The following is a 20722-nucleotide window of genomic DNA, read 5'->3' as shown; positions in this document are numbered from 1 at the left end:
ATGAAAATTTTGGTGGTAGGCCCGTCCTGGGTGGGCGACATGATGATGTCGCAAAGTCTCTATCGCACGCTTAAGGCGCGCTATCCCCAGGCGATAATCGACGTGATGGCACCTGCATGGTGCCGTCCGTTATTGTCGCGCATGCCTGAAGTTAACGAAGCTATCGCCATGCCGCTGGGACACGGCGCGCTGGAGATCGGCGAGCGGCGTAAACTCGGTCATAGCCTGCGTGAAAAACGCTATGACCGCGCCTATGTGCTGCCTAACTCGTTTAAATCCGCGCTGGTACCGTTTTTTGCTGGCATTCCCCATCGTACCGGATGGCGTGGTGAAATGCGCTACGGCCTGCTAAACGATGCGCGCGTGCTGGATAAAGATGCCTGGCCGCTGATGGTCGAACGCTATGTAGCCCTGGCCTATGATAAAGGCGTAATGCTGTCAGCTAAAGATTTACCGCAGCCTCTGCTATGGCCGCAGTTGCAGGTAAGCGAAGGTGAAAAGTCCCTGACCTGTCGCCAGTTTTCCCTTTCTGCCGAACGCCCCATCATCGGCTTTTGCCCTGGTGCGGAATTTGGTCCAGCGAAACGCTGGCCACATTACCACTACGCAGACCTGGCGAAGCAACTGATCGATGAAGGCCATCAGATTGTGCTTTTTGGCTCTGCAAAAGACCATGACGCCGGAAATGAGATCCTGGCGACGCTGAGCGTTGATCAGCAGGCCTGGTGCCGTAATCTGGCGGGCGAAACACAGCTGGAGCAGGCCGTCATTCTGCTCGCCACCTGCAAAGCGGTGGTCACCAACGACTCTGGATTAATGCACGTTGCCGCAGCGTTGAATCGACCTCTGGTAGCGTTATATGGCCCCAGCAGCCCGGATTTTACTCCGCCGCTTTCACACAAGGCTCGCGTAATTCGCTTGATTACGGGCTATCACAAAGTACGCAAGGGAGATGCAGCAGAAGGCTATCATCAGAGCCTGATTGACATCACACCCCAGCGCGTGCTGGAAGAACTCAACGACCTGTTGTTACAAGAGGAAGCCTGACGGATGCGGGTACTGATCGTTAAAACATCGTCTATGGGCGATGTACTGCATACGTTACCGGCATTAACCGATGCGCAGCAGGTCATGCCGGATATTCAATTTGATTGGGTAGTGGAAGAAGGCTTCGCGCAGATCCCATCCTGGCATGCAGCCGTTGACCGGGTTATTCCAGTGGCGATCCGCCGCTGGCGTAAAGCCTGGTTTTCAGCGCCGATTAAAGCCGAGCGTAAAGCCTTTCGTGATGCGGTGCGTTTACAGCAGTATGACGCGATAATTGATGCGCAGGGTCTGGTTAAAAGCGCGGCGTTGGTTACGCGTCTGGCACGTGGCATCAAGCATGGTATGGACTGGAGCACGGCGCGCGAACCATTGGCGAGCCTGTTTTATAATCGCAAACATCACATTGCCAAACAGCAGCACGCGGTAGAACGTACGCGTGAATTGTTCGCCAAAAGTCTGGGATATTCCAGGCCCCAGTCGCAGGGTGATTACGCTATCGCTCAGCATTTTCTGAAAGAACGTAATGCTGATGCGGGCCAGTATGCCGTATTTCTGCATGCCACAACGCGTGATGATAAGCACTGGCCAGAAGCCAACTGGCGGGAGCTAATTGGCTTGTTAAATAACGCTGGCATACGTATTAAACTGCCATGGGGTGCTCCTCATGAAGAAGCACGAGCCCGTAGGCTGGCAAATGGTTTTTCTTATGTTGATGTTCTTCCACGGATGACTTTGGGAGAGGTCGCTCGCGTACTGGCGGGGGCAAAATTTGTGGTGTCGGTTGATACAGGCCTGAGTCATTTAACCGCTGCACTGGATCGCCCAAATATTACGTTGTACGGTCCAACGGACCCAGGATTGATTGGTGGGTATGGGAAGAATCAAGTGGTATGTCGCTCAGGAAGTGAAAATCTTTCAGACTTACGTTCTTCGACCGTATTGAAATCAATTAATTGCGATTTTTTAAATAATTGTCTGTAAGTGTCGGAGAAATGATGGCTTTAACAAAGTTTTTTTTAGATGAGAAAAAAAACTGGAAGATAAACTGGAATAGAGGACTTATATTTCTGTTTGTCGCCACCTATTTCTTAGGTGGTATTACGCGTTATAAACATTTGATTGTCATACTGATGACTATCACAACGATTGTTTATTTATGTAAGAATCCTCGACATTATATTCCTATTTTTAAAACATTTGTTTTTGCAAGTATATCATTTCTTGTAATCGCTACCTTCGTCTCTTTAGTGTTCACTCCTGAACTAAAAGCTAGCCTGAAAGAGATAAACAACTCAGTTATTGAAAATGTCTTATTATGCACTATTGCGATCCCTGTATTACTAAGAGAAGAAAGCAAAGAAACCATTTCAAAGTTGATATTCTTCTCGTTCCTTACAGCTCTTAGTTTGCGATGCCTTTCAGAACTTGTCCTTTATTATCAGGACTATCAGCAAGGAATCAGGCCTTTTACTAATTACCAACACCGCGAAATTTCAGATGCAATGGTGTTTTTATTCCCGGTGCTTCTGAATGTATGGCTCATTAAATCAGCGAAATACCGTATATTATTCCTAATGTTAGGGGCGATATACACCTTTTTAATTCTTGGAACATTGTCCCGTGGCGCATGGTTATCTGTATTTATTATTGCTCTTACATGGATAATCATGTACAAACAATGGCGATTGCTTACTGTAGGTATCCTCGTGGCCATTGTTGCTCTGACAGCTATATTTTCATACAAAAATATGTCAGAAAACCTGACCGTTAAATTGCAGCAAACTGACAGTTCATATCGCTATACTAACGGTACGCAAGGGAGTGCGTTTGACCTAATCTTAGAAAATCCAGTTATTGGTTATGGTTTTGGTAATAACGCTTATAAAACTGTATACAACAAGCGTGTTGTTGATTATCCAAACTGGACATTCCGCGAGTCAATTGGACCACACAACCTTATTCTTTTTGTATGGTTTGGTACAGGATTACTTGGACTTGTGGGTTTAATACTGGTGTACACTAGCATTGTGAGAGAATGTGTTACGCATGCATTTAGGGAGAATTACTATTCCCCATACAATGCTTATATAATAATTTTACTTTCATTTTTCGGTTATTTTATTATACGTGGCAACGTTGAGCAGATTGAGTTAGATCTGTTGGGTATTTTTGCAGGTTTTCTGTTAGCGCTGAAGAATAAATAAAATAGTAAAAAAAAGGCTACTTTATGTAGCCTTTTTTTCACTCGAACCAGTTACAAATAACCTCTTCAAACCGTTGTGTAACCGCAGACCAACTATAGTTTCCAAAGACATATTGCTGACCTCGTTGGGCGGTATCCGCTAAACTACTTTCCGCCATTACCCTGGTAATATCCTGAGCAATAGTTTCTGCAGTCATCAGCTCTGTAAGGTGATAGCCTGTAATTTTATCTTTAACAAACTCAACCATGCCGCCTCGAGTACTGACTAATACAGGTCTTCCAGCGCCCATAGCCTCAATAGCCACCATACAAAATGGCTCCTGAAATTGAGAAGGAATCACAACTATATCTGCCAGTGGATAGTAATAGTGCATTTTCTCGGGTGAGATACTACCTAACATAATACAATGTGGTTTGAGGCGCTCAGCTATTTCCCGAACTTCACGCTGATAATCACCTTTATCGTTCTTACTTACTTCCATGTGATCACCAACAACCACAAGCTTCAGATTTTTGTTCTCATGCAGCAACTTTTCAAAAGCCTGCAGAAGTAAGAGAACGCCTTTATCAGGGACTATACGTCCAGCAAAAAATACCACCTTGCTTTCAGGGGGAATATTTAATTTATTTTTTGATATTGATTCATATGACGATTGATAGATATCCAGGTCAATACCATTAGGCACAATAACAATATCAGCTTCAGGAAGATAAGATTGATAATAGTTCTTCAAAAACAAACTTGGTACGATCATCTTAACTTTTTTATCAAGCAACTTAGGTTCAAACGCATTATGCATATGAATCACAACTTTAGCCTGAGGAGCTTGCGAACGAATTTGTCGATATAGCTTCATACTGTTATGGACAACAATCACACTTTGATCGGTTATCTCAAACTTTTCGGCAACTTTCAGTATGCGCTTTGAATAAGGTAACGGATCCAGCCGAGTCCACTTTTGGAAAATACGCTTATATACCGAGCTAAATCCAATACGATGAATACTACATTTTTCGTTTACGTAAGAATAATCAGAATATCCTTCATTCTTTATACAGACAATACGATTAGGGAATTTGGTTCTTTGGGCAACCTGATACATCCAGGTCTCAACTGCTGCGGCACCACGTGGTGGAATAGAATAAATAGGTGTTACAGTAAATATGATTTTATCAATCATAAAGATCACCATTACATTGTTTTATATTTAATTGCTGCGATCAGGCCTGGAATTATTTTATTTTGATAAAGAAGGTGTTTATATTCTTCTCTATATTCGTGCTTTTGTTTTGCAACTTGATAAGGCTGATTCTTCCATGGTGACTTCTCATATACTGTGCGGAAAAATTGTGCTGAGGAATAGTTAGCCCACTCGTGCCATGGTTTTGTTACACCAGTATAATGAATAAATACTGTCTCTTCATTAATCACTGATTTATAGTGATTTTTATTTTTAATCTCAAACTCAGACTTCAATGAGTAAATTGAGTTATATTTCCTCGGTAGTAATACCGCATGATGCAAAAACATGATATTTAAAATATCCTGGTCAGGATATTTTACTCTGGAAACTATACTTTCATCTGACAATAGTTCGAAGAATTTTTTCGTTAAATTAGAGTTAAGCCATTGCTGCAAGTTTATATACATGACACCCGAGTTAAAGTAGTTGCCTTTAAACTCAGGATTATGTAGACGCTCTGCACTTTTATCCTGCATTGAATCAACATCTACTACAACCGCACCATATTCCCCATCAAATTTCAGTGCAGCAAGATCCTCTAAAGAGCCTTTACACGTAATATCAGCATCAAGATATAGCAGTCGTTCTAATCGTTCAGAAAAATAATCAAATGAAAGCAAGCGATAGTATATTGACACTGGCCATATATTTGTTTTAGGTAGTGACACCAGCGGTTCAGAATCAATATGATATAGCTTAATAACTGTTTTATACTGTTCTGCTAGTTGTGTCAAAAGTACAATATATTCTTGATCTAAATAATCCGCAATAATATGAAAAGTAAAATTAATATTACTCTCTTTATTATTTTCAAGGATTGAGGCAATAGAAATTGCCGCACCAGTTTGGTAATTTTTATCGATTCCCCATGAGATATTAAAAGTGTCACGATCATCACATGGTGTAACACGTCTGTCTAACTCAATAATATCTTTGAAGTTAGTTAATCTTTTGAAGTCCAAGTTAATTACCTTTAATTATTTCAGCTATATTTTCCAGCGGCTAAGATATGCATTGTCGTTGATTATTTTAACAATGTACTTAACCAGCAGTTAACCTTTCAACTTGGTCAGATAATAATTAAAGTAGTTACACAGTCCCTGAACGTATAACCCTTGTTTAAATTTATGCTTTGCACAATATCTGAATTGATTGCTATTGGTCGGTTTGAGAAGCGCTACTGAATGCCAGGGCGAGGCCTCTTTCGCAACTAAAAAACTCTTCGATACCGGATAGTTGGACCACTCATGCCAGGGTTTTGTCGGTCCCACATAATGAATGAAGACAGTTTCATGATTCACAGGATTGACTACTTTATCTTTCAGTTCATAATTAATGCTAAAGCGTGTATTGTATTTACCATTGATAAAAGTTACTTTTCCGGCTAACAATACATTAAGGACATCTTGATCAAGATGAGTTATTCTTTCCACCCATTCTGGAACTCGCAACATTTCGATGGCTCGGGAAGAGATATTATTACTGTGCCATGCGTTGATGTTGATAAGTAAGAATCCAGCATTAAAGTATCCGGTGATTAATTCTGGAGTGGCCAGCGTTACAGAACGATTATGCCACCATTCGGAATCTCTTTCCGTTACAACGACAGCGATCTCATCTGCGGAAAACTTATAATCGACCAGTTCTCGTACACTACCCTGGCAAGCAATATCAGCATCCAGGTATAATAATTTATCTATTTTATTATAGAAATAATCTGCAATAACAAAACGGAAGTATGTTGCATAAGTCCAGTTTTTAGTACTAGGTAAGTCTTTTAATTTATTGCAATCAATTAGGTAAACTTTGATACAGGATTGATATTGTTTAGCAAGATCGGCGAATCTGGCTTTATCACTCTCATCGAAATAATCAGTAAATATATGAAATGTGAAATCGATTTTTTTATTCGACAATAATACAGAGGCTATTGATACACCACAGCCAAATAAAAAATTCCTGTCAATACCATAACCGATATTAAAACAGTCTGCAGAAGCATTTTCCCGAAAATCGTACTCAAAAACAGAAAGGATAACTTCTTTATCGCTAAATTGAGACATTTGACTCTTACCAATTTTTGAGAAATAGACCATGTTCTCACATGATGCATTTCAAATAGTTCAGGATAAATTAATCACAGAGATTTACGGATTGTTCTTTCGCGTATTTTATTAGCTTTAACCTGAGCTTCCTTGAACAAATCAGCCTCCTGACTTAGGATGCTTTTCAACGGCAACTCGCAATAGATGCGTAGAAATCTATAAATATCACGCTGGGTTAATCCAATGTTCATGGACGAAAAATAGAGACCGATCAAGTCCTTATCGCGCCAGCGTCGGGGAACAGTCGACCGAATCTGAGCACGGTGCAAATCAATCACTGAAATCTTGAGATCGTCCTCATGCCCTGAAAAAGGCAGATGTAATAAAAAGTGGCAAATATAGCAATCGCGATGATTGATACCACCAGCATGCATCTTACGCACCATGGTGGCAACACGATCAATAATTATACGCTTCACTTTCACATCGGGAGAATTTGTGGCCCAATCAGCACAGTAATCTTCTAAGCTGATAGTTGGTGTGAGATCCTCAGTAATAATAAACGAGGTTTTAGTCAGTGGATTCAACCCTTTCTCACCAAATCCCACGCCTGTCATTGTATCCACACCTAACTGACTCAGGCGATGAATGGCATTCCATTCTCTATCAGCACCTAATACTGGCATGCGTAATGAAAGTAGGTTTTTAACAATCTCTTTCAGAGAAGTGCCTCTGTGCCATTTTAAAAAATAGCTTTTACCCGTTAGTTCAAATCGTAGAGTACGGCGAGTCTCCAGTTCTCTGAATACTTCACCTTGTAAATTTTTAACTTCTTCAAATGCATCTTTCCCGCGCCATAGTGTGGCTAACGGTTCTTTTAATTCAACCATCTAAACCACCCGTAATCATATCCGCAGCTTTCTCCGGTAGGCTGTATAAATCTTGCGTATCCGCATAGTGTCGTGCATTTGCCCTCCATTCCGAACACAATGAAGGCTCTACCAGCGCTTTACGTAAGGCTTCATTCAGCGTTTCTTGCCGGAATGGTTCTGTAATTGCCATACCACAATTAGCATCAACAATATAATGCGCGTAACCGCATACGGCTGTGGTCAACACCGGCAGCCCGGCAGTGATTGCTTCTAGTAAAACAATACCTGCCGCCTCCTGATAAGCTGGATGCATCAATATATCAGCCGCAGCCATTAATTCTGCAACATCATTACGGCCAGAGTAGAAATGGACATTACTGCGTACGCCAAGTTTTTCCGCCAGCGCCTCAAATTTTCTCGGTCTGTCTTGTCCAACAACATACAGTAGCGTATTAGTTCGAAGCGTTTCTGGTAACGAGGCCAATGCACGTATTGAACGATCCACACCTTTACGAGTGAAATCAGAGCCTACCTGCAATAATAGATTTTGTTGCTCTGTTATACCGTTTTTCTGGCGATAAACTTCACGGCTATTCGGAATCTGCTGGCTATACTTCCTGTCCGGATAAATCCCAGGAGGAAGAATATGAAATCGTTGAGCTTCTGTCTGATAGTGTTTCTGAAAATCAGCAATCTGCTTATCAGTTAGCATCAATAGCTGCGTCGGTTTACCCTGCTCAAACGTCGCGCGTTCAAACGCTGCATAGTGCCGATATCGTGAAGTTAACCGATAGAGGAAACCTTTTTCTTGTGCCACTTTCTCGGCATAGCAAACGTCAGCAGCATAGTAGAGATCCAGCCCTGGCATTTTATTAAAACCAACTACCCGATCGACAGGGTGCTGAAGTAAATGTGCCTGGACCCAGGAATAATACTCCGCATTGCGACCATGGTTTGTCTGGGACTTGACCGGTACAAGAACCAATTCAAAAACGTCAGGACACTCACCTTCCCAAGACTGCGTATAGACACGAACATGGTGACCACGTGCCGCTACAGTTTGCGCAATGCGCATAAAATCACGCTGTAACCCACCGAATGGGAAGTATTTATACAAACAGAAAGCAACAATCATACGGGACTCCCCGCTTGTGGCGGCACAAGTCTACCCGGTAATAATTTATCGATAGCAGCAATAACATCGTCAGCGGGAATCACCGAAAGATACATTTCATTGCGATCGCGCTGCTCGCGTGGAGGCATCGGACGATAATCACCAGCCCAAAATTGAATCATCTGCTTTGACCATGGTCGCCAAAAATTATGATCCGTTGCGCCAAACAGGCATATCAATGGTGTATCAACCGCAGCAGCAATGTGTCCCGGAGCAGAGTCCACCCCAATAAACAACTGCGCATGATCGATGACCGCTCCTAGCTCGGGGAAGCTCATCTTTCCCGCCAGAGCAGTAACGGGCTTTTCTTTGCAACCTTGTGCAATTTCATTCACGCAAGCCAGATCGTCTTCGCCTGGGCCTGAGGTCATAACTACCTCCAAACCACGCTGGTGTAAGGCGTCAATTACCTGTGAAAACTTTTCGTTATTCCAGCACTTGAAGCGTTGGCGTGCCGTTGGTTGAATTACAACGTATTCATCACCAACTCCAGCCCGATTTAATTCTGTGCGCATACGTTCCCAGCTATCCGGAGGATAGCTCATTGTTGTATGCGTAACAGTCGATTTAAGTTTCAACGGGGCCAGCACAGACAGATTGCTTTCCACCACATTTTCACCGCTAAGCGGAGCCAGACATGTAAAACTATTTTTCCAAAAAGAAGATTGCCGATGTGCATAATCTTGAGAGATTTTGATTGGCGCGTTCAGTAGCCGCATCAGTATCGCAACCATCCACTGATCGGTAAGGTTTACAACTAAATCATACCCGTTTGCGCGCAACGTTCCGATCAGGTGCAGAAAATTAGTAATTTTATCAGTTACTTTTGTCTTTTTATTTTTAATACCATAAAGGGCATTAATTTCTGGGTTTTCCGACAAAATTGGGATGGTATCCTGATAGAGAAGCACGTCGATTTTCGCATCAGGATAGTTCTGCTTTAGCGTACTAATGACCGGAGTTGTTAACAACATATCTCCGTGAAAACGCATTTTTATGACCAGAATTCTATTAATTGGCTTATCCACAAGCGGCTCTTTTATCGTGAGTGTCCGGTAAAGTTAAGCAGAAAAAAGCACGCTACCGCCCCAGGCTCAACAGCTACCTGATTACTGATATCGCACTGATTTTTTACGCGCTAGTGTATCACTTCTTTCGCCATGTTCCGACTCGAATAATTCTTGCACAGCCAATGATTTTAAAACATATAAATCAATGAATTAAGATGTTCAGACCTTTTGATTTTTAGCCCTCTATCTCGACTAAACCGGAAAATATCAACAGAAAACGTAAAGATGCAAAAGATGCTGGCACCCTGGACTTCCCCCGCGAGGGACGCTATTTAATTTAAAAATGGGAAAAGTATTGGTAAAGCCACAGCTAAATACATAGAATCCCCAGCACATTCATAAGTCAGCTACCATTATGCTCGAATTGCTTTACACCGCCCTTTTCTACCTTATTCAGCCTTTGATCTGGATACGGCTTTGGGTGCGCGGACGTAAGGCTCCGGCCTACCGTAAACGCTGGGGTGAACGCTACGGCTTTTACCGCCGTCCGCTAAAACCAGGCGGTATCATGCTTCATTCGGTTTCCGTAGGCGAAACGCTGGCAGCTATCCCATTAGTCCGCGCTCTGCGACATCGTTACCCCGACTTGCCGATCACGGTTACCACCATGACGCCAACCGGTTCCGAGCGCGTACAATCCGCTTTTGGCCCTGACGTTCAGCATATTTATCTGCCATACGATTTACCGGATGCCCTAAACCGTTTCCTGAATAAAGTTGACCCCAAGCTGGTGTTAATTATGGAAACCGAGCTGTGGCCGAATCTGATCGCGGCACTGCATAAGCGCCATATTCCGCTGGTCATTGCCAATGCACGTCTTTCCGCTCGTTCAGCTGCTGGCTACGCTAAATTAGGTAAATTTGTTGGCAGGCTACTGCGCCGAATTACGTTGATTGCCGCCCAGAACGAAGAAGATGGCGCTCGTTTTATCACGCTTGGTGCCAGAAACAATCAGGTCACCGTTACCGGTAGCCTGAAGTTTGATATTTCCGTCACGCCGCAGCTGGCCGCAAAAGCGATTACATTGCGCCGTCAATGGGCACCTCACCGCCCGGTATGGATTGCAACCAGCACGCACGACGGCGAAGAAAGCATTATCATTGCCGCCCATCAGGCGTTATTAAACCAGTTCCCTAATCTTTTACTGATTCTGGTACCCAGACATCCTGAACGGTTCCCGGATGCCATTAACCTCGTACGCCAGGCTGGGCTAAGCTATACGACACGTTCTTCAGGCGAAGTTCCGTCATCAGGAACCCAGGTCGTAATCGGCGACACCATGGGCGAGTTGATGTTGCTGTACGGCATTGCCGACCTTGCTTTTGTTGGCGGTTCGCTGGTTGAACGCGGTGGACACAACCCACTGGAAGCCGCGGCGCACGCCATTCCGGTACTGATGGGGCCACATACTTTTAATTTTAAAGATATTTGCGCCCGCCTCGAACAGGCAAGCGGATTGATCACCGTCACCGACGCAACTACGCTGGTGAAAGAGGTCTCTTCTTTACTGACCGATGCAGATTATCGTAATTTTTATGGCCGTCACGCAGTTGAAGTTCTGTATCAAAATCAGGGCGCGCTTCAGCGTCTGCTGCAGCTGCTGGAACCTTATCTGCCACCCAAAACGCATTGAGGCAAGTCATGCAAAAACGGGCGATTTATCCAGGAACCTTTGATCCCATTACTAACGGCCACATCGATATCGTGACAAGAGCGACAAGCATGTTCGATCACGTAATCCTGGCAATTGCCGCAAGTCCCAGTAAAAAACCGATGTTTACTCTGGAAGAGCGCGTTGAGCTGGCACAACAGGCAACGGCGCATCTCGGTAATGTGGAGGTTCTGGGATTCAGCGATCTGATGGCAAACTTTGCCCGCGATAATCAGGCTAACATTCTGATCCGTGGCCTGCGTGCGGTAGCCGATTTTGAGTATGAAATGCAGCTGGCCCATATGAACCGTCATCTGATGCCACAACTGGAAAGCGTCTTTCTGATGCCGTCTAAAGAGTGGTCATTTATCTCATCTTCACTGGTGAAAGAAGTTGCCCGCCACCAGGGTGACGTAGCGCACTTTCTGCCGGAAAACGTTCATCAGGCATTATTGAGTAAACTGAAGTAATGCGTCTGGCCGGATGAGGCATTCGCTACGTCCGGCCGATAATGGTGTTATTTCTGACAGCGACGGCAATAAAACGTTGTGCGCTGAGCGTGTTTTGTCGCAATGATTGGCGCGCCGCATACGCGACAGGGTTCACCTTCTCTCCCATAGACCTGCAACTCCTGGGCAAAATAGCCCGGCTTACCGTCACTTTGCAGAAAGTCCTTTAGCGTGGTCCCGCCCTGCTCGATAGAACGCAGCAAAACCGCCTTGATAACGCGCACCAGCAGTTCGCACTCATCCTGCGACAAAGATGACGCCAGACGGTCAGGATGGATACCAGCCGCAAACAGCGACTCGCTGGCATAGATGTTTCCCACCCCCACGACCAGCTTGTTATCCATCAGCCAGGGTTTAATCGCAGTTTTCTTCTTCGCACATTTCTGCTGCAGATAACCAGCATTGAAATCGTCGCTCAGAGGCTCAGGGCCAAGATGGGCGAGGACATTATGCCCATCCAGCTCTTTAGTCCACAGCCAGGCGCCAAAACGACGCGGATCGGTATAGCGCAGGACTTTGCCGTTACTCATCACTAAGTCGACGTGGTCATGTTTTTCTGCCGGAAGCTCTTCAGAAAGGATACGCAAGCTACCCGACATCCCCAGGTGAATGATTACCCAGCCATCTGATAGCTCCAGCAGCAGGTATTTCGCGCGCCGCTGTACGCTCAGGACAGGTTTATCACTCAGACGATAGATTTCCTCTGATACAGGCCAACGCAAACGACCGTTACGCACAGTCGCGTGCATAATCGTTGCCCCCACCAGATGCGGCTCAATACCGCGGCGGCTGGTTTCGACTTCAGGTAATTCAGGCATAGTATCTCCGGCGGTGTATCAGGTCTCATTAATATGGGGACGGCCAGAAAACAAAAAACCCCGCCGAGGCAGGGTTTTTCTTTACATCAAAGCGGAAATTATTTGATTTTCGCTTCTTTGTATAAAACGTGCTGACGAACAACTGGATCGAACTTTTTCAGCTCCAGTTTTTCCGGCTTAGTACGTTTGTTCTTCGTGGTGGTATAGAAGTGACCAGTACCAGCAGAAGAAACCAGCTTGATTTTCTCACGAATACCTTTAGCCATGATTTATTTCCTCTTAGTACTTAGTACTTTTCGCCACGGGCACGCAGTTCAGACAGAACTGTTTCGATGCCTTTCTTATCAATAACACGCATACCTTTAGCAGATACACGCAGGGTGACAAAACGCTTCTCGCTCTCAACCCAAAAACGGTGAGAGTGCAGGTTAGGCAGGAAACGGCGTTTAGTCGCGTTCAGTGCGTGGGAACGGTTGTTACCGGTCACCGGACGCTTGCCAGTAACTTGGCAGACTCGGGACATGTCTATTCTCCAAAAATCAAATTAGCTCGAGCTTCGTATGGGGTATTGGCGCCTCGTCAGGCTTCTCAGCCCGGTTATCGCAGTTCAATACACTAAATCTTTCATCGTTGCCTCGTCATTGGACGCAACAAGAATGATTTTGCGTATTTGCGAACTCTCGATTGCCAGGCCCAAATGCCAAACCCGAGATTCTCAAAGGTGGCGTAGTATACGCTGAGTCAGCGATGTGCTCAAGTCCCGAACAGACAAAGATCCCGATGGATCGCGTAAAGTGCGTTAAATCCAACCGCGTTCCGCAAAAGAAACGTACTCTCCGCGCCCAATGACCAGATGATCAAGCACCCGGATATCCATGAACTGACAGCATTTCACAACACGCTCGGTGATGAGTTTATCTGCCTTGCTCGGCTCTGCACACCCCGAAGGGTGATTATGTGCAAGGATCACCGCAGAAGCATTCATTTTTATCGCTTCGCGGACAATTTCTCGCGGATGCACTTCAACGTGGCTTAGCGTTCCGGAAAAAAGTTTACGGTGTTTAATCACGCGATGTTGAGAATCCATAAAGATCACATAGAAGATCTCGCGTTCCTCTTGCGAAAGCTGGCTTTGCAGAAATTCACGCGCCATTTCCGGGCTAAGTATCGCACGTTCCTCTATCACCTGTACGTTGTAGTAGCGCCTTGCCAGCTCCACTATTCCCTTCAACTGTGCGTACTTCGCGATACCGATGCCCTGAACATAGCTGAAATCCATGTAATCAGCAGACAACAGGCCATACAACGAATCAAAATGCTGAAGCATCTCTTTCGCCAGCGTAAGCACATCTTTACCCAGTATTCCGGTGCGTAGAAAAAGAGCCAGTAGCTCTACGTCGGTCAGCGAACTGGCCCCCTGCGCCAACAGCTTTTCCCGAGGCATTATACGTCCTGTATTTTCCATGCTTTTCCCCTCCTTTCGCCTCCGCATAGTGGCATAACGCCAGCGGCGAATCGACGCTCTGTTTTCACTTCTTCGTAGAGCCTCGCAAACTGGAGCGCGGGCAAAAGCACGACACATTGCGGATTGTGATAAAATATCCGCCTTCTGGTGAAACCCAACAGGAAAGATCATGATGAGCCTGGCCGGTAAAAAAATCGTACTTGCCGTCAGTGGCGGGATTGCTGCGTACAAAACCCCTGAGCTGGTGCGTCGTTTACGGGAACGCGGCGCAGACGTCCGCGTGGCGATGACCGAAGCCGCAAAAGCGTTTATTACTCCTCTGAGCTTACAGGCGGTTTCGGGCTATCCCGTTTCCGACAGCCTGCTTGACCCCGCAGCCGAAGCCGCGATGGGCCACATTGAGCTGGGGAAATGGGCCGATTTGGTTATACTGGCCCCTGCGACGGCAGACCTGATTGCCCGCGTTGCCGCAGGTATGGCCAACGATCTGGTGTCTACGATCTGTCTGGCAACGCCAGCGCCTGTTGCCGTGCTGCCGGCTATGAACCAGCAGATGTACCGCGCTGCCGCAACCCAACACAATCTGGGCATTCTTGCCTCGCGCGGTTTGCTCATTTGGGGCCCTGACAGCGGTAGTCAGGCATGTGGTGATGTCGGTCCTGGACGTATGCTGGATCCGTTAACAATTGTGGATATGGCGGCAGAACATTTTTCACCTGTCAAAGATCTGCAACATCTCAACATCATGATTACAGCAGGCCCGACGCGTGAACCGCTTGATCCCGTGCGTTATATTTCCAACCACAGCTCCGGGAAAATGGGATTTGCTATCGCGGCCGCTGCCGCAAAACGCGGGGCAAACGTCACACTGGTATCAGGTCCGGTTTCGTTACCTACACCGCCTTTTGTCCAGCGCATTGATGTGATGACCGCGCTGGAAATGGAAGCCGCCGTGCAATCTGCGGTGCAACAACAGCATATTTTTATCGGCTGCGCCGCAGTCGCTGATTATCGCGCTGAAACTGTCGCCAGTGAAAAAATCAAAAAACAGGCAACGCAGGGTGATGAATTAACAGTAAAAATGGTCAAAAACCCGGACATCATCGCTGGTGTTGCCGCACTGGATGCTAATCGTCCTTTTGTCGTTGGGTTTGCCGCCGAAACAAATAATGTGGAAGAATATGCCCGGCAAAAACGCATCCGCAAAAACCTTGATGTGATCTGTGCGAACGACGTTTCGCTGTCTACTCAAGGATTTAACAGCGACAGCAACGCATTACACCTTTTTTGGCAGGATGGAGATAAAGTCTTACCGCTTGAGCGCAAAGAACTCCTGGGCCAATTATTACTCGACGAGATCGTGACCCGTTATGATGAAAAAAATCGACGTTAAGATTCTGGACCCGCGCGTAGGGCAACAATTTCCGCTCCCGACGTACGCCACTTCTGGTTCTGCCGGACTTGACCTGCGTGCCTGTCTTGATGACGCCGTAGAACTGGCGCCTGGCGCAACAACGCTGGTGCCAACCGGGTTAGCTATCCACATTGCCGATCCTTCTCTTGCGGCGGTGATGCTCCCGCGCTCCGGGCTGGGCCATAAGCACGGGATCGTACTGGGCAATCTGGTCGGTTTGATTGATTCCGACTACCAGGGCCAGCTGATGGTTTCAATCTGGAACCGTGGTCAGGACAACTTTACTATTGAACCGGGCGAACGTATCGCGCAGATGGTATTTGTACCGGTCGTCCAGGCTGAATTTAATTTGGTGGAAGAGTTTGAAGCCACCGATCGTGGCGAAGGTGGCTTCGGCCATTCCGGGCGCAAGTAACCCGCAGAAAAGTATCTCACAGCGTAATAACGCAATAACACACCGCAAACACCAGTTTGCGGTCGCTGTGTGGATGCCTGCCTGGCAAGAGCTTATTTTCAGGGGTATTTTGTAACATGGTAGAAAAGCAAACTGCGAAAAGGAATCGTCGCGAAGAAATACTTCAGTCTCTGGCACTGATGCTTGAGTCCAGCGATGGTAGCCAACGCATCACGACAGCTAAACTGGCGGCCTCTGTGGGCGTTTCCGAAGCGGCCTTGTATCGCCATTTTCCCAGCAAGACCCGCATGTTCGATAGCCTGATTGAGTTTATCGAAGATAGTCTGATTACCCGTATCAATCTGATTTTGAAAGATGAAAAGGACACTAACGCGCGATTGCGTCTGATCGTACTGCTGATTTTAGGGTTCGGTGAACGTAATCCTGGCCTGACGCGAATTCTGACCGGACACGCGTTGATGTTCGAGCAAGACCGTCTGCAAGGCCGTATTAACCAGCTTTTTGAGCGAATTGAGGCGCAGTTACGCCAGGTTCTGCGAGAAAAAAGAATGCGTGAAGGTGAAGGCTACACCGTGGATGAAACGCTGCTGGCCAGCCAGCTACTGGCTTTCTGCGAAGGTATGCTGTCCCGGTTTGTACGTAGCGAATTTAAATACCGCCCAACGGATGATTTCGACATCCGCTGGCCGTTGGTTGCCGCTCAATTGCAGTAACACCGTTGTTGGATGGCGACCTCGCCTATTTTGCCTACGAACCCTGCGGTGCGTAGGCTGGATAAGCGCAGCGCCATCCGGCAGTTCTTATACGCCGTACGCTTCGCGATACGCCCGTACTGCGGCCAGGTGTTCTGCCATTTCTGGTTTTTCTTCCAGATACGCAATCAGATCTTTCAGGGTAATGATAGAAATCACCTTGCAGCCATAATCGCGTTCCACTTCCTGAATCGCTGAAATCTCGCCGCGACCGCGTTCCTGACGATCGAGAGAAATCAGTACCCCCGCCAGCGTAGCGCCGTTAGCCTGAATAATTTCCATCGACTCACGAATAGCCGTACCTGCAGTGATAACATCATCCACCAGCATTACACGCCCCTCAAGTGCGCTACCTACCAGATTACCGCCTTCACCGTGGGTCTTCGCCTCTTTACGGTTAAAGCAGTACGGCAAATCTTTATCGTGGTGTTCCGCCAGCGCAACAGCCGTGGTGGTCGCAATCGGGATACCTTTGTAGGCCGGACCAAACAGCAAATCGAACTCAATACCGGAATCCATCAGCGCTTCGGCATAAAAACGGCCTAACAGTGCCAGGCAGCGCCCGGTATTAAACAGCCCGGCGTTGAAGAAATAGGGGCTTTTACGCCCGGATTTCAGCGTAAACTCGCCAAACTTTAGTACCTGCTTGCTAAGCGCAAACTCAATAAACTGGCGCTGATACGGTTTCATGGATTCGCTCCTCATCTCACTTTATTACAGACAAAAAAAAGGCGACTCATCAGTCGCCTTTAAAATCAATTTTCTAACGCCGCCTTCTGCGTCGTTACAATGGATTCGATTCCCCCTCGGGCTAACGCCAGTAGGGTGAGAAGTTCTTCATGGCTGAACGGCTCGCCTTCTGCCGTACCCTGCACCTCTATAATGCGTCCGTCTTCAGTCATCACCACGTTCATGTCGGTTTCTGCGGCAGAGTCCTCAACGTATTCGAGGTCACAGAGCGCTTCACCGTTCACAATGCCCACGGAAACCGCGGCGACCATCCCTTTCATCGGGTTAGTTTTCAGTTTACCGCTCGCAACCAGCTTGTTCAGCGCATCAGCCAACGCCACACATGCGCCGGTAATTGATGCAGTGCGCGTACCGCCATCTGCCTGAATAACATCGCAGTCCAGCGTAATAGTGAATTCACCGAGCGTCTTCAGATCAACGGCGGCGCGCAGCGCACGAGCGATCAGACGCTGGATTTCCATGGTACGACCGCCCTGCTTACCTTTCGCCGCTTCACGGGCGTTACGGGTGTGCGTGGCGCGTGGCAGCATGCCATATTCTGCGGTGATCCAGCCCTGGCCCTGACCTTTCAGAAAACGCGGTACGCCTTCATCAATAGAGGCGGTACACAGCACTTTGGTATCACCAAATTCGACCAGCACGGAGCCTTCAGCGTGTTTTGTATAATTACGGGTCAGGGTGACGGGACGCACCTGGTTGGCACTACGACCTGCTGGACGCATGATAAAATCTCCGGCTTGAAACGAATGTGGCTGCGCATTATACGGACTTCCGACTGTTATTCCTATCCTGACAAGACGTGGATGGCTATAATCCTCCCATCTCATCTTTAAAAACAGGAACGTCTATGATCCGCAGCATGACCGCCTACGCCCGGCGTGAAATCAAGGGTGAATGGGGTAGCGCTACCTGGGAAATGCGCTCGGTAAACCAGCGTTATCTGGAAACTTATTTTCGCCTGCCGGAACAGTTCCGTAGTCTTGAACCCGTTGTTCGCGAACGCATACGCACGCGTCTGACGCGCGGTAAAGTCGAGTGTACGCTGCGTTTTGAGCCTGATGCCAGCGCCCAGGGCGAGCTGATTCTAAATGAAAAGCTCGCTAAACAGCTCGTTAGCGCTGCTAACTGGGTCAAAATGCAGAGTGATGAAGGTGAAATTAACCCAGTTGATATCATGCGCTGGCCAGGCGTAATGGCTGCCCAGGAGCAAGATCTGGACGCCATTGCCGCCGAGATCCTCGCCGCGCTTGACGGTACGCTGGATGACTTCATCGTCGCGCGTGAAACCGAAGGTCAGGCGCTGAAAGCGCTGATCGAGCAGCGTCTGGAAGGCGTCAGCACTGAAGTCGCTAAAGTGCGTGCACATATGCCGGAAATTCTGCAATGGCAGCGTGAGCGTCTGGTAGCCAAACTGGAAGACGCCCAGGTGCAACTGGAGAATAACCGCCTTGAGCAAGAACTGGTGCTGATGGCGCAGCGCATAGATGTAGCAGAAGAGTTAGATCGTCTGGAAGCCCACGTCAAAGAAACCTACAACATTCTGAAGAAAAAAGAGGCTGTTGGCCGTCGTCTGGACTTCATGATGCAGGAATTCAACCGTGAGTCGAACACTCTTGCATCCAAGTCTATCAATGCCGAGGTGACTAATTCCGCAATTGAACTGAAGGTATTGATCGAGCAAATGCGCGAGCAGATTCAGAATATCGAGTAATTTTGCGTACCATGCCTATGCTATCGTAACGTACTAGATAGCCTGCTCAATGCAGGCTATCCGTACCGCCAGTAAGTGCTAATTGATATAAAATTGAATACTTATTTATCTGGCATATATTTGTCGTTATAAATACTCTTCAGAATATCAACCCGAACAGCATTACTGCTGTTCATATTCACGACTGTCAGTACTTCATCGGATCCCCTGAGGCGCCAGCATTCTGCCTCAACATCGCATTTTACCTGATGTAGCCCCCTGAAACACCGGACAGTAGCTGTATCTCCAGATAAGAGATAGGCTTGAATATATGTCTAACACTAACGCCAATTTTGAGATGACCGGGATCCTGTTAGGGCAAGAAGTCCGTAAACGTAAAACTCCTCAGGAGAAGATCGCCATTATCCAGCAGACGATGGAGCCGGGTATGAATGTCTCCCATGTCGCCCGCCTGCATGGTATCCAGCCCAGCCTGCTGTTTAAGTGGAAGAAGCAATATCAGGAAGGCAGCCTCACCGCCGTTGCGGCTGGAGAGGAAGTCGTTCCTGCTTCTGAGCTTACTGCTGCTCTGAAGCAGGTCCGGGAGCTTCAGCGCCTTCTGGGCAAGAAGACGATGGAAGTTGAGATCCTGAAAGAAGCCGTGGAGTACGGTCAGTCGCGAAAATGGATAGCGCACGCGCCCTTGTTGCCAAAGGACGGGGAATAGCCATGGTCTGCCGGACCATGGGCGTGTCGCGTGCGCAACTGTCACTGCGGATTAACCGTTCTGCCGACTGGCAGGACAGGCGCTGTAACCGGCGTAATGAAGAAGCAGACGCAGAAATACTGTCGGCTATCCTCAACATTATCAGCGATATGCCGAGTTATGGTTATCGACGCGTGTGGGGCATCCTGCGCAAGCAACGTCGCACAGAGGGACAGCTACCTGTGAATGCCAAACGGCTTTACAGGATAATGCGTGAGCATAACCTGTTGTTGTTGCATCACAAACCAGAGCGACCGAAGCGTGAACATAAGGGCAAGATAGCGGTGGCAGAAAGCGATATGCGCTGGTGTTCAGATGGCTTCGAGTTCGGCTGCGACAACGGCGAAAAACTGCGGGTAACGTTCGCGCTGGACTGCTGCGACCGTGAGGCCATAGACTGGGCAGCAAGCACGGGAGGCTATGACAGTTCGACCGTGCAGGATGTGATGCTGAGGTCGGTGGAAAAGCGCTTCGGCGACAGGTTGCCCGACACAGCGGTGCAGTGGCTGACGGATAACGGTTCAGCGTATACCGCGTATGAAACGCGGAGGTTCGCGAGAGAGCTGAATCTGGAGCCCTGCACAACAGCGGTGAGCAGCCCGCAGAGTAATGGCATGGCCGAACGGTTCGTGAAAACGATGAAAGAAGACTATATCGCGTTCATGCCAAAACCGGATGTGAGAACAGCACTGCGAAACCTTGCAGTAGCGTTCACGCATTACAATGAAAACCACCCGCACAGCGCGCTGGGATATCACTCCCCGAGGGAATACCGGCGGCAGCGGACATCGTTAACTTAAGATACAAAAGCTGTTCGGAGATGGAGGGTCAAGATCA

The 20722-nt window shown here is 47.3% G+C and carries 22 protein-coding genes; 10 read left to right on the top strand and 12 right to left on the bottom strand.

What is annotated here, in order from left to right:
* Genes rfaF through rfaL form a run of 3 tightly spaced genes read left to right on the top strand, consistent with a single transcriptional unit; the run spans position 1 to position 3251 of the window.
* Entirely contained in the window at positions 1 to 1047 is a 1047-nt protein-coding gene (rfaF, locus tag OGV38_RS10600; protein WP_286473284.1) for an ADP-heptose--LPS heptosyltransferase RfaF, read from the top strand.
* Between the two features lie 3 nt (positions 1048 to 1050).
* Complete coding sequence (gene rfaC, locus OGV38_RS10595) at positions 1051 to 2028, top strand: lipopolysaccharide heptosyltransferase RfaC (protein WP_016157751.1); 978 nt, start codon at positions 1051 to 1053, stop codon at positions 2026 to 2028.
* Between the two features lie 14 nt (positions 2029 to 2042).
* On the top strand, positions 2043 to 3251 hold the full coding sequence (gene rfaL / locus OGV38_RS10590) for an O-antigen ligase RfaL (protein WP_109018076.1): 1209 nt from the start codon (positions 2043 to 2045) through the stop codon (positions 3249 to 3251).
* 37 nt (positions 3252 to 3288) lie between these two features.
* Here rfaL and OGV38_RS10585 read toward each other — a convergent pair whose 3' ends face one another.
* The 6 genes from OGV38_RS10585 to rfaQ all read right to left on the bottom strand — a co-directional run bounded on the left by OGV38_RS10585 (position 3289) and on the right by rfaQ (position 9613).
* Complete coding sequence (locus tag OGV38_RS10585) at positions 3289 to 4431, bottom strand: lipopolysaccharide N-acetylglucosaminyltransferase (RefSeq protein WP_286473283.1); 1143 nt, start codon at positions 4429 to 4431, stop codon at positions 3289 to 3291.
* An 11-nt stretch (positions 4432 to 4442) separates the two neighbouring features.
* Complete coding sequence (locus OGV38_RS10580) at positions 4443 to 5456, bottom strand: glycosyltransferase family 8 protein (RefSeq protein ID WP_200104092.1); 1014 nt, start codon at positions 5454 to 5456, stop codon at positions 4443 to 4445.
* A gap of 90 nt (positions 5457 to 5546) precedes the next feature.
* Positions 5547 to 6557, bottom strand: a complete 1011-nt coding sequence (gene waaO / locus OGV38_RS10575) for a lipopolysaccharide 3-alpha-galactosyltransferase (protein ID WP_153646752.1) — start codon at positions 6555 to 6557, stop codon at positions 5547 to 5549.
* A 74-nt stretch (positions 6558 to 6631) separates the two neighbouring features.
* A complete protein-coding gene (rfaP, locus tag OGV38_RS10570; protein WP_019078045.1) occupies positions 6632 to 7429 on the bottom strand; it encodes a lipopolysaccharide core heptose(I) kinase RfaP in 798 nt (265 codons plus the stop codon).
* On the bottom strand, positions 7422 to 8546 hold the full coding sequence (locus tag OGV38_RS10565) for a glycosyltransferase family 4 protein (RefSeq protein WP_269519199.1): 1125 nt from the start codon (positions 8544 to 8546) through the stop codon (positions 7422 to 7424). Before OGV38_RS10565 ends, rfaP begins: the two co-directional genes overlap by 8 nt.
* Positions 8543 to 9613 carry a lipopolysaccharide core heptosyltransferase RfaQ gene (rfaQ, locus tag OGV38_RS10560; RefSeq protein WP_016157758.1) on the bottom strand — a complete coding sequence of 357 codons (1071 nt, stop codon included), beginning with the start codon at positions 9611 to 9613 and terminating at the stop codon, positions 8543 to 8545. Before rfaQ ends, OGV38_RS10565 begins: the two co-directional genes overlap by 4 nt.
* Positions 9614 to 10010: 397 nt before the next feature.
* Between rfaQ and waaA the strand changes: the two genes are divergently transcribed.
* Complete coding sequence (waaA, locus tag OGV38_RS10555) at positions 10011 to 11288, top strand: lipid IV(A) 3-deoxy-D-manno-octulosonic acid transferase (protein ID WP_047415798.1); 1278 nt, start codon at positions 10011 to 10013, stop codon at positions 11286 to 11288.
* Between the two features lie 8 nt (positions 11289 to 11296).
* Positions 11297 to 11776 carry a pantetheine-phosphate adenylyltransferase gene (gene coaD, locus OGV38_RS10550; RefSeq protein WP_047358802.1) on the top strand — a complete coding sequence of 160 codons (480 nt, stop codon included), beginning with the start codon at positions 11297 to 11299 and terminating at the stop codon, positions 11774 to 11776.
* A 47-nt stretch (positions 11777 to 11823) separates the two neighbouring features.
* Here coaD and mutM read toward each other — a convergent pair whose 3' ends face one another.
* The 4 genes from mutM to radC form a co-directional block, all read right to left on the bottom strand.
* Positions 11824 to 12633, bottom strand: a complete 810-nt coding sequence (mutM, locus tag OGV38_RS10545) for a bifunctional DNA-formamidopyrimidine glycosylase/DNA-(apurinic or apyrimidinic site) lyase (RefSeq protein WP_019078041.1) — start codon at positions 12631 to 12633, stop codon at positions 11824 to 11826.
* 98 nt (positions 12634 to 12731) lie between these two features.
* Complete coding sequence (gene rpmG, locus OGV38_RS10540) at positions 12732 to 12899, bottom strand: 50S ribosomal protein L33 (protein WP_003024094.1); 168 nt, start codon at positions 12897 to 12899, stop codon at positions 12732 to 12734.
* Positions 12900 to 12919: 20 nt separating this feature from the next.
* Positions 12920 to 13156, bottom strand: coding sequence for a 50S ribosomal protein L28 (gene rpmB, locus OGV38_RS10535; protein ID WP_003024071.1), 237 nt, complete (start codon positions 13154 to 13156; stop codon positions 12920 to 12922).
* Between the two features lie 276 nt (positions 13157 to 13432).
* Positions 13433 to 14098 (bottom strand): RadC family protein, encoded by a 666-nt coding sequence (gene radC, locus OGV38_RS10530; protein WP_016154986.1) that lies wholly within the window; start codon positions 14096 to 14098, stop codon positions 13433 to 13435.
* Positions 14099 to 14270: 172 nt separating this feature from the next.
* Between radC and coaBC the strand changes: the two genes are divergently transcribed.
* The 3 genes from coaBC (at position 14271) to slmA (ending at position 16640) form a co-directional block, all read left to right on the top strand.
* The gene (gene coaBC, locus OGV38_RS10525) at positions 14271 to 15491 is read left to right on the top strand and encodes a bifunctional phosphopantothenoylcysteine decarboxylase/phosphopantothenate--cysteine ligase CoaBC (protein ID WP_269519296.1); all 1221 of its coding nucleotides are present in this window, start codon (positions 14271 to 14273) and stop codon (positions 15489 to 15491) included.
* Positions 15469 to 15927 carry a dUTP diphosphatase gene (gene dut, locus OGV38_RS10520; protein ID WP_016154988.1) on the top strand — a complete coding sequence of 153 codons (459 nt, stop codon included), beginning with the start codon at positions 15469 to 15471 and terminating at the stop codon, positions 15925 to 15927. Before coaBC ends, dut begins: the two co-directional genes overlap by 23 nt.
* Positions 15928 to 16043: 116 nt before the next feature.
* Positions 16044 to 16640: a nucleoid occlusion factor SlmA gene (gene slmA, locus OGV38_RS10515; RefSeq protein ID WP_016154989.1), complete on the top strand. Its 597-nt coding sequence runs from the start codon at positions 16044 to 16046 to the stop codon at positions 16638 to 16640.
* Between the two features lie 87 nt (positions 16641 to 16727).
* Here the strand turns inward: slmA and pyrE are convergent, their stop codons facing one another.
* Together pyrE and rph are read right to left on the bottom strand one after the other, a co-directional pair.
* On the bottom strand, positions 16728 to 17369 hold the full coding sequence (gene pyrE / locus OGV38_RS10510; RefSeq protein WP_016157763.1) for an orotate phosphoribosyltransferase: 642 nt from the start codon (positions 17367 to 17369) through the stop codon (positions 16728 to 16730).
* Positions 17370 to 17434: 65 nt separating this feature from the next.
* A complete protein-coding gene (rph, locus tag OGV38_RS10505) occupies positions 17435 to 18151 on the bottom strand; it encodes a ribonuclease PH (RefSeq protein ID WP_016154991.1) in 717 nt (238 codons plus the stop codon).
* A gap of 125 nt (positions 18152 to 18276) precedes the next feature.
* On the opposite strand from rph, the gene OGV38_RS10500 reads away from it, so the two are divergent.
* Positions 18277 to 19140, top strand: coding sequence for a YicC/YloC family endoribonuclease (locus OGV38_RS10500; RefSeq protein ID WP_269519207.1), 864 nt, complete (start codon positions 18277 to 18279; stop codon positions 19138 to 19140).
* 337 nt (positions 19141 to 19477) lie between these two features.
* Positions 19478 to 20685 (top strand): IS3 family transposase gene (locus OGV38_RS10495; RefSeq protein WP_117086587.1). Its coding sequence is split into 2 segments (ribosomal slippage): positions 19478 to 19799 and positions 19799 to 20685, totalling 1209 coding nucleotides; the frame shifts between segments, so codons are not numbered across the junction.
* Positions 20686 to 20722: the final 37 nt, after the last annotated feature.

The organism is Citrobacter sp. Cb080, assembly GCF_030334745.1.
GTDB classification, from domain to species: Bacteria; Pseudomonadota; Gammaproteobacteria; order Enterobacterales; family Enterobacteriaceae; genus Citrobacter; species Citrobacter braakii.
Note: the sequence above shows the minus strand (reverse complement) of the source record. Positions and strands in the feature narration are given on the sequence as shown.